Annotated in this window: 18 protein-coding genes; 8 read left to right on the top strand and 10 right to left on the bottom strand. The window is 63.8% G+C overall.

The genetic code is table 11. From position 1 onward, the window contains the following. Window positions 1-61 precede the first annotated feature (61 nt). Window positions 62-601: an SH3 domain-containing protein gene (locus AC1RT2_RS27305; RefSeq protein WP_493107048.1), complete on the top strand. Its 540-nt coding sequence runs from the start codon at window positions 62-64 to the stop codon at window positions 599-601. Here AC1RT2_RS27305 and AC1RT2_RS27300 read toward each other — a convergent pair. Both AC1RT2_RS27300 and efp read right to left on the bottom strand, forming a co-directional pair. Then, a complete protein-coding gene (locus tag AC1RT2_RS27300) occupies window positions 594-1,586 on the bottom strand; it encodes an adenosine kinase (protein WP_493107046.1) in 993 nt (330 codons plus the stop codon). The genes AC1RT2_RS27305 and AC1RT2_RS27300 overlap by 8 nt on opposite strands. A gap of 124 nt (window positions 1,587-1,710) precedes the next feature. Beyond that, complete coding sequence (gene efp, locus AC1RT2_RS27295) at window positions 1,711-2,280, bottom strand: elongation factor P (protein WP_069060425.1); 570 nt, start codon at window positions 2,278-2,280, stop codon at window positions 1,711-1,713. A gap of 151 nt (window positions 2,281-2,431) precedes the next feature. Here efp and epmA point away from each other — a divergent pair, with 151 nt between their 5' ends. Next, window positions 2,432-3,496 carry an EF-P lysine aminoacylase EpmA gene (gene epmA / locus AC1RT2_RS27290; protein WP_493107044.1) on the top strand — a complete coding sequence of 355 codons (1,065 nt, stop codon included), beginning with the start codon at window positions 2,432-2,434 and terminating at the stop codon, window positions 3,494-3,496. After that, window positions 3,493-4,554 carry a lysine-2,3-aminomutase-like protein gene (locus tag AC1RT2_RS27285; protein WP_493107042.1) on the top strand — a complete coding sequence of 354 codons (1,062 nt, stop codon included), beginning with the start codon at window positions 3,493-3,495 and terminating at the stop codon, window positions 4,552-4,554. The genes epmA and AC1RT2_RS27285 overlap by 4 nt, the downstream gene beginning before the upstream one ends. Before the next feature lie 19 nt (window positions 4,555-4,573). Here AC1RT2_RS27285 and AC1RT2_RS27280 read toward each other — a convergent pair whose 3' ends face one another. After that, complete coding sequence (locus AC1RT2_RS27280; protein WP_493107040.1) at window positions 4,574-6,604, bottom strand: HAMP domain-containing methyl-accepting chemotaxis protein; 2,031 nt, start codon at window positions 6,602-6,604, stop codon at window positions 4,574-4,576. Between the two features lie 259 nt (window positions 6,605-6,863). On the opposite strand from AC1RT2_RS27280, the gene AC1RT2_RS27275 reads away from it, so the two are divergent. Next, window positions 6,864-7,589 (top strand): sulfate transporter family protein, encoded by a 726-nt coding sequence (locus AC1RT2_RS27275; protein ID WP_493107038.1) that lies wholly within the window; start codon window positions 6,864-6,866, stop codon window positions 7,587-7,589. On the opposite strand, the gene AC1RT2_RS27270 is transcribed toward AC1RT2_RS27275, so the two are convergent. After that, entirely contained in the window at window positions 7,572-7,997 is a 426-nt protein-coding gene (locus tag AC1RT2_RS27270) for a VOC family protein (protein ID WP_493107036.1), read from the bottom strand. The two genes, AC1RT2_RS27275 and AC1RT2_RS27270, sit on opposite strands and share 18 nt — an antisense overlap. 84 nt (window positions 7,998-8,081) lie before the next feature. Between AC1RT2_RS27270 and AC1RT2_RS27265 the strand changes: the two genes are divergently transcribed. Then, a complete protein-coding gene (locus tag AC1RT2_RS27265; RefSeq protein WP_493107034.1) occupies window positions 8,082-8,657 on the top strand; it encodes a TetR/AcrR family transcriptional regulator in 576 nt (191 codons plus the stop codon). Here AC1RT2_RS27265 and nth read toward each other — a convergent pair. After that, entirely contained in the window at window positions 8,647-9,411 is a 765-nt protein-coding gene (gene nth, locus AC1RT2_RS27260) for an endonuclease III (protein ID WP_493107032.1), read from the bottom strand. The genes AC1RT2_RS27265 and nth overlap by 11 nt on opposite strands. 75 nt (window positions 9,412-9,486) lie before the next feature. Between nth and AC1RT2_RS27255 the strand changes: the two genes are divergently transcribed. Then, entirely contained in the window at window positions 9,487-9,987 is a 501-nt protein-coding gene (locus tag AC1RT2_RS27255) for a DUF2244 domain-containing protein (RefSeq protein ID WP_444800147.1), read from the top strand. Between the two features lie 69 nt (window positions 9,988-10,056). Further along, complete coding sequence (locus AC1RT2_RS27250) at window positions 10,057-10,929, top strand: methylated-DNA--[protein]-cysteine S-methyltransferase (protein ID WP_493107030.1); 873 nt, start codon at window positions 10,057-10,059, stop codon at window positions 10,927-10,929. 7 nt (window positions 10,930-10,936) lie between these two features. On the opposite strand, the gene AC1RT2_RS27245 is transcribed toward AC1RT2_RS27250, so the two are convergent. Next, on the bottom strand, window positions 10,937-11,548 hold the full coding sequence (locus AC1RT2_RS27245) for a TetR/AcrR family transcriptional regulator (RefSeq protein WP_493107028.1): 612 nt from the start codon (window positions 11,546-11,548) through the stop codon (window positions 10,937-10,939). Between the two features lie 97 nt (window positions 11,549-11,645). Between AC1RT2_RS27245 and AC1RT2_RS27240 the strand changes: the two genes are divergently transcribed. Next, the gene (locus AC1RT2_RS27240) at window positions 11,646-11,882 is read left to right on the top strand and encodes a hypothetical protein (protein ID WP_493107026.1); all 237 of its coding nucleotides are present in this window, start codon (window positions 11,646-11,648) and stop codon (window positions 11,880-11,882) included. A 52-nt stretch (window positions 11,883-11,934) separates the two neighbouring features. Here AC1RT2_RS27240 and dnaJ read toward each other — a convergent pair whose 3' ends face one another. The 4 genes from dnaJ to AC1RT2_RS27220 form a co-directional block, all read right to left on the bottom strand. Further along, the gene (dnaJ, locus tag AC1RT2_RS27235) at window positions 11,935-13,059 is read right to left on the bottom strand and encodes a molecular chaperone DnaJ (protein ID WP_493107024.1); all 1,125 of its coding nucleotides are present in this window, start codon (window positions 13,057-13,059) and stop codon (window positions 11,935-11,937) included. Window positions 13,060-13,293: 234 nt separating this feature from the next. Then, on the bottom strand, window positions 13,294-15,204 hold the full coding sequence (gene dnaK, locus AC1RT2_RS27230; protein WP_493107022.1) for a molecular chaperone DnaK: 1,911 nt from the start codon (window positions 15,202-15,204) through the stop codon (window positions 13,294-13,296). A 787-nt stretch (window positions 15,205-15,991) separates the two neighbouring features. Beyond that, on the bottom strand, window positions 15,992-18,223 hold the full coding sequence (locus AC1RT2_RS27225; RefSeq protein WP_493107020.1) for a transglycosylase domain-containing protein: 2,232 nt from the start codon (window positions 18,221-18,223) through the stop codon (window positions 15,992-15,994). A 194-nt stretch (window positions 18,224-18,417) separates the two neighbouring features. Continuing rightward, window positions 18,418-18,855: a BA14K family protein gene (locus tag AC1RT2_RS27220; protein WP_493107018.1), complete on the bottom strand. Its 438-nt coding sequence runs from the start codon at window positions 18,853-18,855 to the stop codon at window positions 18,418-18,420. Between the last annotated feature and the right edge of the window lie 66 nt (window positions 18,856-18,921).

Below are 18,921 nucleotides of genomic sequence, written 5' to 3'. Positions count from 1 at the left end.
GATTTGCCACTCCGCACCGGTTCGGCAGCCCGATGCCCTCTTCAGTTTGTGCGGGTTCTCCATGCGTAACCTTGTCGTTCGTCTCAGTCTTGTCGCCCTTGCGGGCATCCTCGTTTCGGTCGCGGGCCTGCAGTCCGCCCATGCCCAGGCAGCCAAGGGGCCAAGCGGCCTGCCGCTGCCGCGCTTCGTCAGCCTCAAGGCAAAGAGCGTCAACCTGCGCGTCGGCCCGAGCGTCGATTATGCCGTGGCCTGGCGTTATCTCAAGTCCGGCGTGCCGGTCGAAATCATCCAGGAATATGACAATTGGCGCCGCATTCGCGATGCCGACGGCACGGAGGGCTGGGTCAACCAGGCGCTGCTTTCGGGCGAGCGCACCGCCGTGACCGCGCCATGGATGCGCGGCAAGGGCGAAGACATCTATGTGAACATGCGCCGCGAAGGCATGCCGAACTCGACGCTCATCGCCAGAATCCAGCCTGGCGTCGTCGTCAAGGTCGGCGAATGCAACGGCGACTGGTGCCGTGCCGAAGTGGACGGCACGGCGGGCTGGGTCTCGCAGAACGAGATCTGGGGCGCCTATCCGGGCGAGGCCTTTAAATAAGGCCGACCTTCTTTGCCTCGTCCGCCAGCGACAGCAGCGGACGGGGTCCGACCTGCTGGATGACCAGGCCGGCGGCAAGGCTGCCGAGCTTGCCGCAATCGGCAAGCGAGCGCCCGGCCGTATAGCCGTAGAGGAAGCCGGCAGCATAGAGATCGCCCGCGCCCGTCGTATCGACGACGCTCGGAATGCTGATCGCTTCAACCTTGGTGCGCTCGCCCTTCGTCAGGATGACCGAACCTTCCTCGCTCATCGTCACGGCCGCCAGGCGGCAATCCTCAGCGATGCGCGTCAGCGCCTCCTCGAAATCCTCGGTCTCGTAGAGCGCCAAGGCTTCCGCCTTGTTGGCGAACACGATGTCGATCGTGCCGGAGCGCATGAGATCCAGGAATTCGCTGCGGTAGCGGTGCACGCAGAAACTGTCGGAGAGCGTCATCGAGACTTCGCGGCCATGGGCATGGGCGATGCGGGCGCATTCACGGATCGCATCCTTGGCACGCGGCGGATCCCACAGATAACCCTCGAAATAGGTGACCTTGGCTTCGGCCACGACATCTTCTTCGACGTCTTCCGGCCCAAGCTCGACGCAGGCGCCGAGATAGGTGTTCATCGAGCGTTCGCCGTCGGGCGTGACGAAAATCATCGAGCGGGCGGTCGGCGGCGGGCCGGCCAGCGGCTTCGTCTCGAAATGCACGCCCTGGGCACGGATGTCGTGGATGAAGATGTCGCCGAGCTGGTCCTTGGCGATCTTGCCGAAATAGGCGGCGCGGCCACCGAAGCTCGCGACACCGGATGCCGTGTTGCCGGCGCTGCCGCCGGAGGCTTCGAGCGCTGGGCCCATGCGGGAATAGAGCAGTTCGGCGCGCTCGGCGTCGATGAGGTTCATCGCGCCCTTGATGATGCCATTGTCCGTGATGAAGTTTTCGTCGCAGCGCGCAATGATGTCGACGATGGCGTTGCCAACCGTCAGCACGTCGAATTTGGTCATGCGGGATTCCCGTATCCGTTAGTAAGAGCCGGGATTTGGTCTTAACGGATTTTTCGCAAGTTGAAAGAAAAAAGCCGCCTCACCGTTTTCCGGCAGGCGGCTTGAAAATTTGCCGTTCGGCAAATCAATCCTTGGCGCGTTCCACGTAGGAGCCGTCTTCCGTCGCGATGACGACGCGCGTGCCGGCCGAGATATGCGGCGGCACCAGCGTGCGGATGCCGTTCGACAGGATCGCCGGCTTGTAGGAGGACGATGCGGTCTGGCCCTTGACGACCGGCTCGGTCTCCATGATCTCGAGCGTGACGTGGCGCGGCAGGTCGATGGCGATCGCCACGCCTTCGTAAACCGACAGCACGACCGTCATGCCTTCCTGCAGATAGGCCTTCAGGTCGCCGATATCCTCGACCGACATGGTGAGCTGGTCGTAGCTCTGCGGGTTCATGAAGTGGAAGCCGTCGCCGTCCTGGTAGAGGAAGTTGTGCTCGCTGTCCTCGACGAAAGCGCGCTCAACCTGCTCGGTCGTGCGGTAGCGTTCGGAAACCTTCACGCCGTCGGAAATGCGGCGCATGTCGACCTGGGTGACCGGCGTGCCCTTGCCCGGGTGGAAGTTCTGCGCCGTCAGCACGACATAGAGCTTGCCTTCGACCTCGAGGACATTGCCCTTGCGGACGGAAGAGGCGATGATCTTTACCATAAGTCTTCCTTGTAAGTGGATGGATCGCGTCGTAGAGGACCGTCTTGAGACGCCTTCCCGGACGCTGAAAAAGCGTATTCGGGGCCGCAACTATCCTATATTCCGGCAAAAGACCAGTCTGTCCGCCGGTATGGCCGAAGAAACCTGTCACATGCGCGCCACAAGCCAAAAACCCTCACCCTGGTGGACGCCCGACGTCCATGCCGATCGCCGGCCGTTCCTGATGGCGCGAAACCGCATCCAGGCGGCGTTGCGGGGCTGGTTTGCCAGCCACGATTTTGTCGAGGTGGATACGGCGACGCTGCAGGTCTCGCCCGGCAACGAGGCGCATCTGCACGCCTTCCAGACCGCCGCGATCGGTCATTCCGGTGCCGAAACGCCGCTCTACCTGCACACCTCGCCGGAATTCGCCTGCAAGAAGATTCTGGCGGCCGGCGAGTCGCGCATCGCCTGCTTCGCCCATGTCTACCGCAACCGCGAGCGCGGGCCACTGCACCACCCGGAATTCACCATGTTGGAATGGTACCGGGCCGGCGAAACCTATGACGCGCTGATGGCGGATTGCGCGGAGATGCTGGCGCTTGCCGCCGATATCACGGGAGCTGCGTTGCTGACATACCGCGGCGCGACCTGCGACCCCACCCTGGCCCCGGAGCGGCTGACCGTAGCGGACGCCTTCCAACGCCATGCCGGCATCGACCTGCTCGCCTCGATCGACCCCGATGGTTCGACGGACCGGCAGCGCCTCGCCTCGGCCATGGAGGTCGCGGGCCTGCGCGTTGCAGAGGACGACACCTGGGCCGACCTGTTCAGCCGCGTGCTGGTGGAGAAGGTGGAGCCGGAACTCGGCTTCGGCCGCGCCACCATCCTGTGCGAATATCCGGTCGCGGAAGCCGCCCTCGCCCGCCCCGCGCCGCATGACCGCCGCGTTGCCGAACGGTTCGAACTCTATGCCTGCGGCGTCGAACTTGCCAATGCCTTCGGCGAACTGACGGACGCCGCCGAACAGCGTCGCCGCTTCGAGCTGGAAATGGCGGAGAAGGCGCGGGTCTACGGCGAAACCTATCCGCTCGACGAGGACTTTTTGGCCGCCCTTGCCATTATGCCGGAGGCGAGCGGCATCGCGCTCGGCTTCGACCGGCTGGTCATGCTGGCGACCGGGGCAGCGCGCATCGACCAAGTGATCTGGGCGCCCGTTGCGGAGACCGCACCATGACGGCGGCGCACAGCCTGACGACGGTCGCCGAACTCGTTGACGCCGGCCTCATTGCCGAGGCGAAGCGTGCCGACGCCACCGCCGTTGCCGAGCGTTATGCCGTCGCCGTCACGCCGCCGCTTGTCTCGCTGATGGATGCCACCGATCCGCTCGACCCGATCGCCCGGCAATTCATCCCCGATGCCGCCGAACTCGTGACACTGCCGGAGGAGCGCGCCGACCCGATCGGCGACCTTGCGCACAGCCCCGTCGAGGGCATCGTGCATCGCTATCCCGACCGCGTGCTGCTGAAGGCGGTGCATGTCTGCCCGGTCTATTGCCGCTTCTGCTTCCGTCGCGAAATGGTCGGGCCGGAGGGCCTCGGTACCCTGTCCGCCAAGGCGCTCGATACGGCCATCGCCTACATCGCCGAACGCCCGGAAATCTGGGAGGTGATCCTGACGGGCGGCGATCCGCTCGTGCTCTCCCCACGCCGCTTGCATGCCATCATGGAGCGCCTGGCGACGATCCCGCATGTGAAGATCGTGCGTTTCCATACCCGCGTGCCCGTGGTCGATCCCGCGCGCATCGATGCCGCCCTCATTGCGGCCCTGAAAGCCTCCGGCAAGACGACCTATGTCGCGCTCCATGCCAACCACCCGCGTGAATTCACGCCGGATGCCCGCGACGCCATCGCCCGGATCGTCGAAGCCGGCATCGTGATGATCAGCCAGACGGTGCTTCTGAAGGGCATCAACGACGACGCGGCGGTGCTTTCGGAGCTGATGCGCACCTTCGTCGAGAACCGCATCAAACCCTACTACCTGCACCACCCTGACCTTGCGCCCGGCACGTCGCATTTCCGCCTGACGCTCGCGGAAGGCCGGGCACTGGTGGAAAGCCTGCGCGGTCGCGTTTCCGGCCTCTGCCAGCCGACCTACATCCTCGATATTCCCGGCGGATACGGCAAGGTAAGGGCGGATTCGCTTGCCGCCGAAGAGGCGGATGACGGCTGTTTCCGCGTGCGCGATTTCCGCGGCGAGACGCACGCCTATCCGCCGGAAGACAGCGGAGCGTAGCGCTTAGCCTACCGATTTATCAAAACTCTTCCCAGTCGCCATCCGGCCCTTTGTCCTGGCGAACGCCGAGTGCTCCGGCCAGTTTTTCGCTGAGCGCGAGCGCCGGCGAGCTGACCGGGCGCGCACCGCTGCCGGCCGGCTTGACGTTCCACTGGCCGGGCGACTTGCGGACGAGCGTGGGCGCCGGGGCAATGGGTGGTGCCGCCGGAGTGGACGGCACGACGTGGAGGTGGGGGGCCTGCCTGCTGTGGCCCGCCGCCGTGTTGCCGCCGACGTTGAAGCGGCCGATAAGCGCGTTCAACGCCTGCACTTCCGAGGCGAGGCCGTGGCTTGCCGCCGTCGTTTCCTCGACCATTGCGGCATTCTTCTGGGTGCCCTGATCCATCGCGTTGACGGCGGTGTTGATTTCCTGAAGGCCGGTCGATTGTTCGCGCGCAGCCTCGACGATCGCCTGCACGTGGCTGTTGATCTCCTGCACCTCGGTGACGATGGTCTGGAGCGAGCGGCCCGTATCGCCGACGAGCGACACGCCGGTGCGCACCTGCTCGCCGGACGTGTTGATCAGCGTCTTGATTTCCTTGGCGGCCTTGGCCGAGCGCTGGGCAAGCTCGCGGACTTCCTGTGCAACGACGGCAAAACCCTTGCCGGCCTCGCCGGCACGCGCCGCTTCGACGCCAGCGTTCAACGCGAGCAGGTTGGTCTGGAAGGCGATGTCGTCGATGACCCCGATGATGCTGGTGATTTCGCTCGAGGACTTTTCGATTTCCTGCATCGCGGCAACGGCACGGCGCACGATCTCGCCGGATTTTTCGGCGCCGGAGCGGGTGCGGCCGACGAGCGCGCCCGCCTCTTCCGCCCGCTTGGTCGAATCCCGGACTGTCGTCGTGATCTGTTCGAGTGCTGCGGCCGTCTCCTCGACGGAGGCGGCCTGCTGCTCGGTGCGGCGCGACAGGTCATCGGCAGCGGCACGGATCTGGCTGGCACCGGCATCGATCGCCCGGGCATTCTCGCCGACTTCGCGCAGCGCATCGCTGAGGCGTGAGACGGAGGCGTTGAAATCCTCACGCAGCCGGTCGAGATCGCCATCGAACGGCTGCTCGATGCGGCACGTCATGTCGCCGGCAGCAAGCTTGCCGAGCGCGTCGGCGAGGCTTGCGACAGCCTCCTGCACGCGGCCGCTGTCGCGGGTGCGCTCGGCCTCGCGGGCCTGGCGCTCGCCGTCCGCCCGGCGGCGGTCGTCTTCGCTCTGACGTTCCAGGCGCTGGCGCTCGGCGGCATTGTCGCGGAAGATGGCGACGGTGCCTGCCATCTCGCCGATTTCGTCCGTGCGGTCGGCGTGCGGGATCGTGACGGTCGTGTCGCCGCCGGCCAAGCGCTTCATCGCCGCCCCGAGGCCATTCAGCGGCTTCACCACGCGGCGGTTGACCAGGAAGATGGCGGCGATCGCGATGCCCATCGCAACGGCAAGCGACGCCCAGGTCAGGGCGAAGGCAGAGCCTTCCTCGCTATGCGCGGCAAGGATCGTCTCTTCGGTGACCTTTTGCGTGCGGGCGACGAGATCGTTGAGCGATGCGGTGATCGCGTCGGCACTCGCCTGCATCGGCCCCTTGTAGACTTCCAGCGCCGGCCCCTTGGCGGCGATGGCGGAAAACTGGATGAGCTTTGCCGACTCGTCGATATAGGTCTTCAGCGTCGCCTTGATGCTGTCGACTTCCGTTACCGTCGCCGCATCGCCGCTGTTGGCGGCGCCATAGCTGTCGACCATGCCGGCAAAGGCATCGGCGCGCTCCTTGATGCGCGCCTCGATGCGGCCGATCTCGTCCGGGTCCATCGACAGCAGGTGTTCGGAATAGGTCGCGTTGAGTTCGGAGAAGGCGTGGCTCAGCTGCAGGATGCTGCTCATCTGCGGCATGCGTTCCGCGCCGATACGCTCGATATGACCGGTCATCGTCGACAGCGAGCGGAAGGCGACGGCGCCTTGCAGGGCACCCAAGACGACCATGAGGACGAAGAGCGCGGGCAGGAGCCTGCTGATCCGGACATTACGCATGACAGTTCCCTGATTTTCTTGGGCCGCACGGCGTCGTGCGTGTACGCGAAAGTCTAGGTTGGGTCATTTAACGCAGGCTTAATGGGCGGCCATAACCTCCTGCCTTGCCGGGCGCTTTTCCACACCCTACATGCCTGCCGCATACCCCCGTAAATCGGAATCGATTTCCGGGGGTATGCACGCAGTAAAAAGCACCGCAGCGACCTTTGCGCGTCATTTATGGCGCGCAAAGGTCGCTGTAGGCCAACAGGAGTTACCGATGATCTTCAACGCTGCCCGGCTCTCGCTTAGCAATCTCTTCGCTCCCGAGACGCGCGGCGTCTTCTGGAAGGTCATCGGGCTCACGCTTCTCGCCCTCGTCGTCATCTGGTTCGGCCTGCGGGAGAGTTTTGTCGCCTTCGCCTGGCCTTGGCTGCAAGGGGCCGTCATGCCCGACCTGCCGGAATGGGCCGGCTGGCTCACCTTCGTCTTCGGCATCATCGCAAGCCTTGGCCTGGCGCTGGGCCTCGCGTTGCTGCTGGCGCCCGTGACGGCCATCATCGCCGGCTTCTTCCTCGACGATGTCGCCGAGGTCATCGAGAAGCGCGACTACCCGACGGAAACACCGGGCACGGCATTGCCGCTTGGACAGGCGATTGCAGGCTCGATCAAATTCCTCGGTATCGTCATCCTCGGCAACCTCATCGCACTGTTCCTGCTGTTCATTCCCGGCGTCAACCTCGTCGCCTTCTTCCTGGTCAACGGCTACCTGCTCGGCCGGGAATTTTTCGAGTTCGCGGCGATGCGCTACCGGACCCCTGCGGAGGCGCGGCTGTTTCGGGCTAAACACGCCTCCACGGTTCTTCTTGCCGGCCTGCTTATCGCCGCGTTCCTCGCGGTCCCGATCGTCAACCTGCTGACCCCGCTCTTCGCCGCCGGCCTCATGGTGCATCTCCACAAGGCCTTGAGCCGCAAGGATCCAGGCTTCTCACTGCGGCAGAACTGACGCTTCGTAAAGCGCGACATACTCGCCCTTCGGCGGGATCGGTTTAATGACGTCGATCAGCACGCCGTTCGGATCGGCGGTGATGAAATGGCGCTGGCCAAAATCCTCGTCGCGGAGATCGAGCAGGATCGGAAGGCGCGCGGCGCGCAGAGCGTCGTAGACGGCATCGACATCCTCCACCTCGAAGTTCAACAGCAGGCCTGAGACCTTGCCGCGGCCGACGGCAGGGATCGTCGAATGCGCGCCGTCGAGCACGGCGAGCGTCACCTTCTCGTCTTCCTTGGACTGGAGATGGATGTACCAACCGCTGTCGAAGAGGGCTTCGAACTTGAAATGGGTCTCGTAGAAGGCGGCGGTACCGGCAACGTCGTCGGTCATGATCACGGGATAGTAGCTGGTCGTTTTCATCTCTTTCCCTTTCGCGAAAATAAACATACAATCTGTATGTTTTTATCAATTAACATACGTGCAGTTTGTATGTAAAGAGGGAAAATGGCTCGCAGCAACAAGGAACGCACCGAGGCAACACGCCTCGCTTTGATCGAGGCTGCGCGGCGGCTCTTCGTGGAAAAGGGTTACGCAGAGACGGCGACGCCCGACATCGTGGCGGAAGCGGGCGTGACACGCGGCGCGCTCTACCATCATTTCGAGGACAAGAAAGCGCTGTTTCGCGCGGTTCTCGAGCGCGAAGGCGAAGCCGTGGCGGCCCACATCGAAGAGGGAGCGGTGCGGAGCAAATCACCGCGGGAGGCACTCTTGCGCGGGGCGTCCGCCTATTTCGACGCCATGATCAAGCCTGGCCGCACACGCCTGCTCCTGCTCGAAGCGCCGGCGGTGCTCGGGCTGGAAAGCGTCGTTGCGATCGACCGGCAGAATGCCGAAGCGACGCTGAAGGCAGGCCTATCGGACTTCCTTGGAGCAGGGGCGAATACCGCAACGCTCCAGGCGCTGACGGAAATGCTCTCCGCCGCCTTCGACCGCGCGGCGATCGCCATCGAGACGGGCGCCGACCGCACGATCTATCAAAGCGCGATCGCCGACCTGCTCGACGGCCTCGTCAGGGCGTAGGGCCGTAGAGCTGCGCCGGCAGTTCCACCAGGGGCGCCGGCACGTCGCAGGACTTTTCCGGCGATCGACAGAGATCGGCGATGACGCAGTGCTCGCATTCCGGCCTGCGCGCCTTGCAACAGTAGCGCCCGTGCAGGATCAGCCAGTGGTGCGCATGATAGAGATATTCGTCCGGGATGATGCGGATCAGCCGATCCTCCACCTCGTCCGGCGTTTTCCCGGGCGCCAGCAGCAGGCGGTTGGCGATGCGGAAGATATGCGTGTCGACTGCCATCGTCGCCTGCCCGAAGGCCATAGAGAGCACGACATTCGCCGTCTTGCGGCCGACGCCCGGCAACATAATGAGCTCTTCGCGCGTGCGCGGCACCTCGCCGCCGAAGCGCTCGATCAGCATCTGGCTGAGCGCGATGACGTTCTTCGCCTTGTTGCGGTAGAGCCCGATCGTCTTGATGTAGTCGCGAACCTTCTCTTCGCCGAGCGCCAGCATCTTTTCCGGCGTGTCGGCAATGGCAAAGAGCGCGCGCGTCGCCTTGTTGACGCCGGCATCCGTCGCCTGCGCGGAGAGCGCCACGGCGACCACCAGCGTGAAGGGATTGACGTGTTCCAGCTCGCCCTTCGGCTCCGGCCGCTGGATGGAGAAGCGCCGGAAAATCTCCTTCAGCTCGTCCTGCGAATAGAGGCTCTTCTGCCGCGCTGGCGCCTTGCGCCGGGGCGAGGCGGAGCTCGGCTTCTTTTTGATCGTCCCGTTTTCCATGATGCTCTATCGCCGCATGTTGTTATCGCAAAACCGCTGCACATTTTTGCGCAACATGCTCTATAATCGTCAGTCATGACGCAAGGCAACGCCGACATGACGATGAACGACCTGCCGGTCTTCTCCGCGGAACTCCACCCCTACCGCTCGCTGGGGCGGAATGGACACCGCATATTCTTCATCATCGCGGGCGCGCTCACCCTTGCCCATATGGCCGTCTTCCTGATTTCCGGCGCCTGGCCCGTCATGCTGTTCTTCGGCCTCGATTTCGGCATCCTCTTCGGTGCCTTCTGGCTGAACAACCGGGCGGCAAAGGCGCGCGAGGTCGTGTCGCTCTCGCGCACCAACATCTCGATCCGCAAGATCAGCCCGTCGGGCCGCGAGACCGAACACGTCTTCAATCCGTTCTGGGCGCGCTTCCTTGTCTCGCGCAAGCCGAAGATCGGCATCACCGCCATGCATGTCAGCGGCGACGGCCGCGAGACCGATGTCGGTACATTCCTGCCCCTTGACGATCGCGAACGCTTCGCCTCCGCCTTTTCCGGCGCGCTTGCCCGGGTCAAACGCGGCTACTAGCGAGTCCGGCAGGAATCGGGTGGCGAGCATGCCCCAGGCGTGCTTTTCTGGCGGCACAGGAGAAGACCAATGAACATTGCCGCGACTTTGCAAACCGACATCACGCCCGAGGGCGACGACTATGCGACCGTCCGCCGGGTCATCGAAATGATCACCGAGGACTATCGCGATCAGCCGGGCCTGGAAGACATCGCCGGCCGGCTCGACCAGTCGCCGACGCAATTGCAGAAGACCTTTACCCGCTGGGCCGGGCTGTCGCCGAAGGCGTTCCTGCAGGCCGTGACGCTCGACCACGCCAAGCGCCTGCTGCGCCAGGAGGACCTGCCGCTGCTCGAAACGAGTTTCGAGGTCGGTCTCTCCGGCCCGAGCCGGTTGCACGATCTGTTCGTCACGCACGAGGCCATGTCGCCCGGCGAATGGAAGGCGCGCGGAGCGGGGCTGACGATCCGCTACGGCCTGCACCCCTCGCCCTTCGGCGGCGCGCTCGTCATGATCACCGATCGCGGCCTTGCCGGCCTCGCCTTCACCGACGAGGCGAACGGCATGGACGCCTTCGAGGACATGTCCTCGCGCTGGCCGAACGCCATCTATGCCGAGGACAGCGAGGCAACTGCCCCCTATGCGGAGCGTATCTTCGATCCGGAGCGCTGGAATGCGGAAGAACCGTTGCGCGTCGTTTTGATCGGCTCGGACTTTCAGGTCCGCGTCTGGGAGGCGCTGTTGCGCATTCCGATGGGCTGTGCCGTCACCTATTCGTCGATCGCCGAAAAACTCGGCCAGCCGACCGCCTCGCGCGCCGTGGGTGCCGCCGTCGGGCGAAACCCCATTTCCTTCGTGGTGCCCTGCCACCGGGCGCTCGGCAAGAGTGGCGCGCTTACCGGTTACCATTGGGGCCTGACGCGCAAGCGCGCCATGCTGGGCTGGGAATCGGGCAAGGCCTGACGCCGGCTCAGGCGACCGGCTTCGCGACAATGCCGTGGAGAACCGCATCGACCACGGCATCGATTTCCGCGTCAGAGACATCAAGCCGCTCGGTCAGCAAACGGCCCCAGGCGAAGCTCGACAGGATTTCGGTGATCAGTTCGGGCTGCACGTCCGGACGCACCTCGCCGCGCGCCTGCGCCTTCTCGATGATCCTGCCGCTCTGGCTGCGACGGTCCGCCATGTAGGCGGAAAGGGCTGCGAGCGCGGCAGGCTCGCCCTGGGCCTTGGCCACCACGCTGCGGAAAAGTTCGCCGCTGGCACCTTCCCGCCACGTCTGCATGAGGCCGGAAAGATAGGCGCGCAGGTCTTCGCGCACGTTGCCTTTGTCGGGGAAGATGAAATTGATGCGCTTCTGGCTGTGATAGACGTCAAGCAGCAGCGCGGCCTGCGAGGGCCACCAGCGATAGATCGTCGGCTTGCCGGCGCGGGCGCGACGCGCCACCGCCTCGATGGAGAAGCCACCGAGCCCGTTTTCCACCAGCACGGCCTCGGCCGCCGCGAGAATGGCCGCCTGGCTGTCCGGATTGCGCGTGGCGCCGATCGAACGGCGTGCCGGCTTGCTGTCTGCCTCGGTCATGACATTTCCTTTTTCATTGCTTTAGCACGCCGAGCACTTGAACGGAACGTTTCGTTTCTATATAAACGAAACGTTCCGTTCTATAAAGGCTCCTCCCATGACCGCTTCGACTTCCAACCGCAAACTTTCGAAACTCCACCTCGCACTTGCCATGCTGGTGCCCGTCTACCCCCTGATCACCACGATCCTCTATATCGTCCTGCCGCTCACCGAAGGCTGGACGATCTGGCAGCGCACGGCGGTCATCGCGCCGATCATGGTGTTCGCCATGGTCTTCGTCGTCTCGCCCTTCGTGCAGAAGCGCTTTTCGAATTTCATCCTGCGCGCCGCATGAAAAAAGCCGGGGTGCTTCCACCCCGGCTTTTGTTTGAATGCTCGAAAGACGATCAGCCTTCGAAGAACTCCTTCATCCGCGCGAAGAAACCGGCGGATTCCGGGTTGTTGTCCTTCGAGGAAATCTCCTCGAATTCCTTGAGCAGCTCGCGCTGGCGCTTGGTCAGCTTCTGCGGCGTCTCGATCTGGATCTGGATATACAGATCACCGACCTGCGCGGAACGCAGAACCGGCATGCCCTTGCCCTTCAGCCGGAACTGCTTTCCGGCCTGCGTGCCTTCCGGCACGGTAACACGGGACTTCGTGCTGTCGAGCGTCGCCACATCGAACGTGCCGCCAAGAGCTGCCGTCGTCATCGAGATCGGCACGGTGCAGTAAAGATCCGCCCCGTCACGCTGGAAGAACTCGTGCGGCTTCACCGACAGGAAGATGTAGAGATCGCCCGCAGGACCACCGCGTGCGCCCGCCTCGCCTTCGCCGGAGAGCCGGATGCGCGTGCCGTCCTCGATGCCGGCCGGGATGTTGACCGACAGCGAGCGCTCTTCCGTGACGCGGCCATGGCCGTGGCACTTCGTGCAGGGGTCGCTGATGGTCTGGCCGCGGCCGTGGCAGGTCGGGCAGGTGCGTTCGATCGAGAAGAAGCCCTGGGCTGCCCGCACGCGGCCGGAACCCTGGCAGGTGGCGCAGGTTTTCGGGCTCGTGCCGGGCTTGGCGCCGGTTCCGGTACAGACGTCGCAGGTGATCGACGTCGGCACGCGGATCTGCGCGGTCTTGCCGGCATAGGCCTCTTCCAGCGAGATTTCCATGTTGTAGCGCAGATCGCCACCGCGCTCGCGCCCGCCGGAGGAGCGCCGCTGGCGCCCGCCGCCCATCATTTCGCCGAAGATATCTTCGAAAATGTCGGAGAAGCCGCCGCCCTGGAAGCCGCCGCCACCGCCGCCCATGCCGCCCTGCTCGAAGGCAGCGTGGCCATAACGGTCGTAGGCCGCGCGTTTCTGCGGGTCCTTCAGCGTTTCGTATGCCTCGTTGACGTTCTTGAACGTCTGCTCGGCCGTGGCATCGCCCGGATTCTTGTCCGGGTGATACTTCATCGCCATCTTGCGGAAGGCGCTCTTCAGCTCCTTCTCGTCGGCGGTCTTGGAGACACCCAGCGTCTCGTAAAAATCAGCTTTTGCCATTCGGTCAGGTCCGTTTCATGGACTGGTCTTGTCGTTATGGATGAGCAAGCTTGCCTTGGCCTGCGCTTGAAAAGCGCACACGCAAAAGGGCGGAAGCCGGGGCGAAGGAAAGGCCAGGACATCGTCACCGCTTAGAACGGGCGTGATCATCTTGGCCTTGTTCCCTTCGCGCTGACTTCCGCCCTTTTGCTATCCGTTGCGCCGGCCGCTTGTGGCGGCCGGCATTCCAGAGGCTTAGGCCGACTTCTTACGGTCGTCCTCGTCCTTGACTTCCTCGTAGTCGGCATCGACGACGTTGTCGCCGGCGTCACCCGAGGAGGCAGCCTCTTCGGCCTGCTGGGCCTCATAGATCGCCTGACCGAGCTTCATGGACACTTCCATGAGCGTGTTGGTCTTGGCCTTGATGTCGTCTGCGTCCGGCTCGGAAGCTTCGATCGCGGTCTTGAGGGCGGCAATCGCGTCCTCGATGGACTTGCGGTCGTCTTCCGTGACCTTGTCGCCATATTCCTTGAGCGACTTTTCCGACGAATGCACGAGGCTTTCGGCCTGGTTCTTCGCCTCGACGCCCTCACGGCGCTTCTTGTCGTTCTCGGCGTTGGCTTCGGCGTCCTTCACCATCTTCTCGATGTCGGCGTCGGAGAGGCCACCAGAGGCCTGGATGCGGATCTGGTGTTCCTTGCCGGTGCCCTTGTCCTTGGCCGAAACCTGCACGATGCCGTTGGCGTCGATGTCGAAGGTGACTTCGATCTGCGGCATGCCGCGCGGTGCCGGCGGAATGCCGACGAGGTCGAACTGGCCGAGCAGCTTGTTGTCTGCCGCCATTTCGCGCTCGCCCTGCGAAACGCGGATCGTCACGGCCGACTGGTTGTCTTCGGCGGTCGAGAAGGTCTGGCTCTTCTTCGTCGGGATCGTCGTGTTGCGCTCGATCAGACGGGTGAAGACGCCACCCAGCGTTTCGATGCCGAGCGACAGCGGGGTCACGTCGAGAAGCAGAACGTCCTTGACGTCGCCCTGCAGAACGCCGGCCTGGATGGCGGCGCCCATGGCGACCACTTCATCCGGGTTGACGCCCTTGTGCGGCTCCTTGCCGAACAGCTGCTTGACGACTTCCTGCACCTTCGGCATGCGGCTCATGCCGCCGACCAGAACGACTTCGTCGATCTCTGCCGCCGTGACGCCGGCATCCTTGAGGGCTGCCTTGCACGGAGCGACGGTGCGCTGGATGAGGTCGTCGACCAGCGCTTCGAACTTGGCGCGGGTCAGCTTCATCGTCAGGTGCTTCGGACCGGAAGCGTCCGCCGTGATGAACGGCAGGTTGATTTCGGTCTGCTGCGAGGACGAGAGTTCGATCTTGGCCTTTTCGGCAGCTTCCTTGAGGCGCTGAAGGGCGAGCTTGTCGTTCTTCAGGTCGATGCCCTGGTCCTTCTTGAACTCGGCCGCCAGGTACTCGACCAGGCGCATGTCAAAATCTTCACCGCCGAGGAAGGTGTCGCCGTTGGTCGACTTCACTTCGAAGACGCCGTCGCCGATTTCGAGCACCGAGATGTCGAACGTGCCGCCGCCAAGGTCGTAGACGGCGATGGTCTTGCCGTCCTTCTTGTCGAGGCCGTAAGCGAGGGCCGCAGCCGTCGGCTCGTTGATGATGCGCAGAACTTCAAGACCTGCGATCCTGCCGGCATCCTTGGTCGCCTGGCGCTGCGCGTCGTTGAAGTAGGCGGGAACCGTGATGACGGCCTGCGTGACCTTCTCACCGAGATAGGATTCGGCGGTTTCCTTCATCTTCTGAAGGATCATCGCGGAGACCTGCGACGGGGAATAACCCGTGCCGTGGGCTTCGACCCAGGCGTCGCCGTTGTCGCCCTTGACGATCTTGTAGGGAACGAGACCCTTGTCCTTCTCGACGAGCTTGTCGTCGTAGCGGCGGCCGATGAGGCGCTTCACTGCGAACAGGGTGTTTTCCGGGTTGGTGACGGCCTGGCGCTTCGCCGGCTGGCCGGTCAGGCGCTCGCCATCATCGTTGAAGGCGACGATCGACGGGGTCGTGCGCGCGCCTTCGGCATTCTCAATGACCTTCGCGTCCTTGCCGTCCATGACGGATACGCAGGAATTGGTCGTCCCGAGGTCGATACCGATTACTTTAGCCATGTCATTCTCTCCTTGAAGCGAACTGCCGGAACCCATTCAGGCATTCTGTTGGCAGCCCCTAATGGTATGGTCTTCTCGAAAGCTTGAGCGTGAGCCGAAGCCTTGCGGCGTATATAAGGAGCACTCTATGCGACTGCAAGACATCGTGCGGCCGCAAAGCTCGCAAAATCAGCGCTATGAGAAGGGTGAACCGTCTAGCAGGCGCAATGTGGTGAGGTTCCCGACGGGCGTCAAGCCGAACAGTGCGATCAGGCAGCGTCATTGCACGGGTATTCTTGCGGCCCCGGCACGTGCTTGGGCGCAGAGCGGCTGATCCGGCGAAGGCGAGCCCACCCGAAAAATATCGAGCCTCCGCTCTGCATTCCGGTATGAACGAGAATGCCGCGGCGCGAAAACAGATCGAACAAATTCGTGTATTCAACGGCTTACAACAGGCCCATCCAGTTTTCTAACGCCAATTGTCCCCGTCACCATAACCGCGTGCGCAATCGTCCGCTAATCAAACGCGGACTGTGTGGCAATGATTTCGACGCACCCGACTGACCCTGGCTTTTCTACGGTTGAGCTACCGACATGCAGCGATCGTCGTCGAAACCCGTGCGCTGGCTCTTTCCGTCCAATCGAAGGCCGGCTTTCGCGCCGATCAACCGCGCGTCCCCGCCGGCAATCCCGACGGTGGGTGGATCATCCGATCGAGCCGTCGAACGTGGTTATCGCTTGCGGATAGAGGCGGCTCGAACAGGGTTGCCCGCCGCCCATGACGAACGATGACATCGCGCCGACATCCTCAGCCCCCCAGAAGCACATCCAGCAAGGTCGTGCGCCGCGTGCCGGTCTGCCGCTGCTCGCCCACGTCGGCGGGCGGAACGAGACCGTCGTCGAGCGGCACCGCGCCCGTCTGTTCGGCAGCGACGGCCTGACCATCGCGGGTGTTGCCACCATCGGTGCCGAGCGTGCGGGAGATGATGTCGAACAGCTGGTCGCCGCCCTCTTCCGGCACCGGCTGCGTTCCCTCCACCACCGGCTGGTCGCCGCCGGCCGTGCCGAACAGCGGCGACGGGTTGAGGCCGGCATGGGCAGCGATCATGAACTGGCTCCAGGCCTTTGCGGGAAGCCCGCCGCCCGTCACCTTCTTCATCGACTTGCCGTCGTCATTGCCGAACCACACGCCGGTCGTCAGGTTGCTGGTGAAACCGACGAAGAGTGCGTCGCGGAAGGATTGCGTCGTGCCGGATTTCCCCGCCGCCGGCCAGCCGGGAATGCGGGCGTTCTTGCCGGTGCCATCGGTGATGACGCGCATCATCATGCCGTTCATCATGGAAACGATGTTCGGCTCCAGCACGCGGGGCGGATTATCGTAGGTGTTTTCGTAGAGCACCCGGCCCTCGGCCGTCGAAATGCGGCGGATGATGTGCGGCGTCGCCTTGTAGCCGCCATTCATGAAGGGCGCATAGGCGGCCGTCAGCTCGACCAGCGTCACCTCGGACGTGCCGAGCGCGATCGAGGCATTCGACTGCATTTCCGATTCGATGCCGAGCCGGCGCGCAAGCTTGACCACCTCGTCTGGCCCCACTTCCATGACGAGCTGGGCGGCGATGGTGTTCAGCGAATTGGCAAGCGCGGAGGAGAGCGTGACCTCGCCGCGGTATTTCTGGTCGTAATTCTCAGGCGTCCACTTGCCGATCTTCACCGGCGCATCGTTGCGCACCGAAAGCGGCGAGCGGCCGGCTTCGAGCGCTGCGGCATAGACGAAGGGCTTGAAGGCGGAGCCCGGCTGGCGCTTCGCCTTGGAGGCGCGGTCGAACTGGCTTTCCGCATAGTCGCGACCGCCGACCAGTGCGCGGATGGCGCCCGTGCCGTCGATCGAGACGAGGGCGGCCTGCGAGGCGTTCGACTTGGCGCCTTCCTTGTCGATGATCGCGGAGATCGTCTCGTCGGCCTTCTTTTCGAGGTCGAGGTCGATCGTCGTGTCGATGATGAGGTCTTCGGTAACGTCGCCGATCATGCCGGGAAGCTGCGCCATCACCATGTCAGCGGCATAATGCTGCGCGCCGGACCAGTAGCTTTTTGCGCGCGCCGGCGTCTGCGACATCGCGGTGGTGATTTCGGTGTCGGTGACGAAACCTTCTTCCCGCATCGCACCGAGCACGACCTGGGCGCGGGCTTCCGCCGCTTCCGGATCACGCGCCGGCGACAGGCGCGACGGCGCCTTCAGCAGGCCGGCGAGAAGGGCTGCCTCGCCGAGGTTCACGTCCCGCGCCGACTTGTTGAAGTAACGCCGAGAGGCGGCTTCGACACCATAGGAGTTGGAGCCGAAGAACACGCGGTTGAGATACATCGCAAGGATCTGGTCCTTGGAATATTTGTGCTCGAGCCAGAAGGCGAGCAGCACTTCCTGCACCTTGCGCTCCAGCGTGCGCTCCGGCGACAGGAACATGTTTTTAGCGAGCTGCTGGGTCAGCGTCGAGCCGCCCTGCACCATGCGACCGGTCGTGATGTTGGTGAGCATCGCGCGGGCAAGGCCGAGCGGATCGACACCGAAATGCGAATAGAAGCGGCGATCCTCGATGGCAATGACGGCCTGCGGGATATAGGGCGACATGTTTTCGAGGTTCAGCGCCTCGCCGCCGGTCAGGCCGCGATTGGCGATCGCCTCGCCGCTGACGGCCAGGATCTTGACGTTCGGCGGCCGGTCGGGGATCGACCAGCTCGTGGCGCTCGGCATGCGCGCGCCGTAATAGAGCACCAACCCGCCGACGCCGATGGCGCCCCACAGGCCGAGCACGAAGCACCAGTAGACGAGCCTGCGGAAGAAACCGAAGACGCCACCGCCGGACGATTGCCGGCGCGCCCTGGAGCCACGCTGCGGCCTCTCGGCCTTCGGCGGCTTGCCACGCCCCTTGCGACCACCGCCGCCCACCACGCGATCAGCCGCGCCGACGTGAAAATCGTCGTCGTCGCGCCCTCTCGATCCCTGGAAGGACGGTTCAATACGCTCGGATTTGCGGTTGCCTGCCATAAGCGGTCGGATATGCCCTCGTGAATGTCGCCGTCGGTTGAACCTTAAATGCGGCGATTTAAGGGGTGGTTAAGAAACCGGAAACGGAAAGCTCCAATTTCTCAATCACTTCCGCGACAAGTCGTGAGGCGCTCGACGTACGCTGGTGGCCTCAAAGACTTCGGGCGGCCTTTTGGGCCGCCCGATGGTTTGCGTCAGTAGTAAGGCGAGTAGCACTGACGGCGACCGCCATAATTGGGCTGGAACGTGTTGTCGTAGTCCCGGTACGACCGGTAGCGCGCATAGCACCAATCGGTGTGGCGCGGATTGATGCCTTCGTAACGCGGCCGGGAATAGCTGTCATTGGCGATCGCGCCGCCGATGATCGCACCGGCGCCGAAGGCTGCCAGCGGATACCACCAGCCATCCGAATGACGGCGATAGCCGTGGCGCTCATAACGATAGCCGCGATGCCCGCCATGCCAGCCGCGACGTTCGCGACGTTCGCGCCATTGCACCTGCTGGACATCGCTGGACTGAGAAGCGCCGACCTTCGGCATCGGCATGGCGAAGGCCTCTGCCGGGACGAATGTCGTGGCAAACATGGCGACGGCCATGGCCGCGGCAATGCCGCCCTTGAACGTTGTCTTCATGTCGGTCTCCCTTGGATTGTCACTGTTGCACAGTGATCAAGACGGATCATACCATGAAAGAATTCG

The sequence above is a fragment of the Shinella sp. GW821-FHT11G07 genome (genome assembly GCF_058808115.1).
This window is presented reverse-complemented; position numbering and strand designations above follow the sequence as displayed.

Bases quoted from the DNA above. Each gene is read 5' to 3' on its own strand.
- AC1RT2_RS27255 (WP_444800147.1), top strand. From the start codon at position 9,487: ATGACGCAAGGCAACGCCGACATGACGATGAACGACCTGCCGGTCTTC.
- AC1RT2_RS27225 (WP_493107020.1), bottom strand. From the start codon at position 18,223: ATGGCAGGCAACCGCAAATCCGAGCGTATTGAACCGTCCTTCCAGGGA.
- AC1RT2_RS27300 (WP_493107046.1), bottom strand. From the start codon at position 1,586: ATGACCAAATTCGACGTGCTGACGGTTGGCAACGCCATCGTCGACATC.
- AC1RT2_RS27250 (WP_493107030.1), top strand. From the start codon at position 10,057: ATGAACATTGCCGCGACTTTGCAAACCGACATCACGCCCGAGGGCGAC.
- AC1RT2_RS27240 (WP_493107026.1), top strand. From the start codon at position 11,646: ATGACCGCTTCGACTTCCAACCGCAAACTTTCGAAACTCCACCTCGCA.
- AC1RT2_RS27285 (WP_493107042.1), top strand. From the start codon at position 3,493: ATGACGGCGGCGCACAGCCTGACGACGGTCGCCGAACTCGTTGACGCC.
- AC1RT2_RS27270 (WP_493107036.1), bottom strand. From the start codon at position 7,997: ATGAAAACGACCAGCTACTATCCCGTGATCATGACCGACGACGTTGCC.
- AC1RT2_RS27245 (WP_493107028.1), bottom strand. From the start codon at position 11,548: ATGACCGAGGCAGACAGCAAGCCGGCACGCCGTTCGATCGGCGCCACG.
- AC1RT2_RS27305 (WP_493107048.1), top strand. From the start codon at position 62: ATGCGTAACCTTGTCGTTCGTCTCAGTCTTGTCGCCCTTGCGGGCATC.
- epmA (WP_493107044.1), top strand. From the start codon at position 2,432: ATGCGCGCCACAAGCCAAAAACCCTCACCCTGGTGGACGCCCGACGTC.
- AC1RT2_RS27265 (WP_493107034.1), top strand. From the start codon at position 8,082: ATGGCTCGCAGCAACAAGGAACGCACCGAGGCAACACGCCTCGCTTTG.
- nth (WP_493107032.1), bottom strand. From the start codon at position 9,411: ATGGAAAACGGGACGATCAAAAAGAAGCCGAGCTCCGCCTCGCCCCGG.
- AC1RT2_RS27280 (WP_493107040.1), bottom strand. From the start codon at position 6,604: ATGCGTAATGTCCGGATCAGCAGGCTCCTGCCCGCGCTCTTCGTCCTC.
- efp (WP_069060425.1), bottom strand. From the start codon at position 2,280: ATGGTAAAGATCATCGCCTCTTCCGTCCGCAAGGGCAATGTCCTCGAG.
- dnaJ (WP_493107024.1), bottom strand. From the start codon at position 13,059: ATGGCAAAAGCTGATTTTTACGAGACGCTGGGTGTCTCCAAGACCGCC.
- AC1RT2_RS27275 (WP_493107038.1), top strand. From the start codon at position 6,864: ATGATCTTCAACGCTGCCCGGCTCTCGCTTAGCAATCTCTTCGCTCCC.
- dnaK (WP_493107022.1), bottom strand. From the start codon at position 15,204: ATGGCTAAAGTAATCGGTATCGACCTCGGGACGACCAATTCCTGCGTA.
- AC1RT2_RS27220 (WP_493107018.1), bottom strand. From the start codon at position 18,855: ATGAAGACAACGTTCAAGGGCGGCATTGCCGCGGCCATGGCCGTCGCC.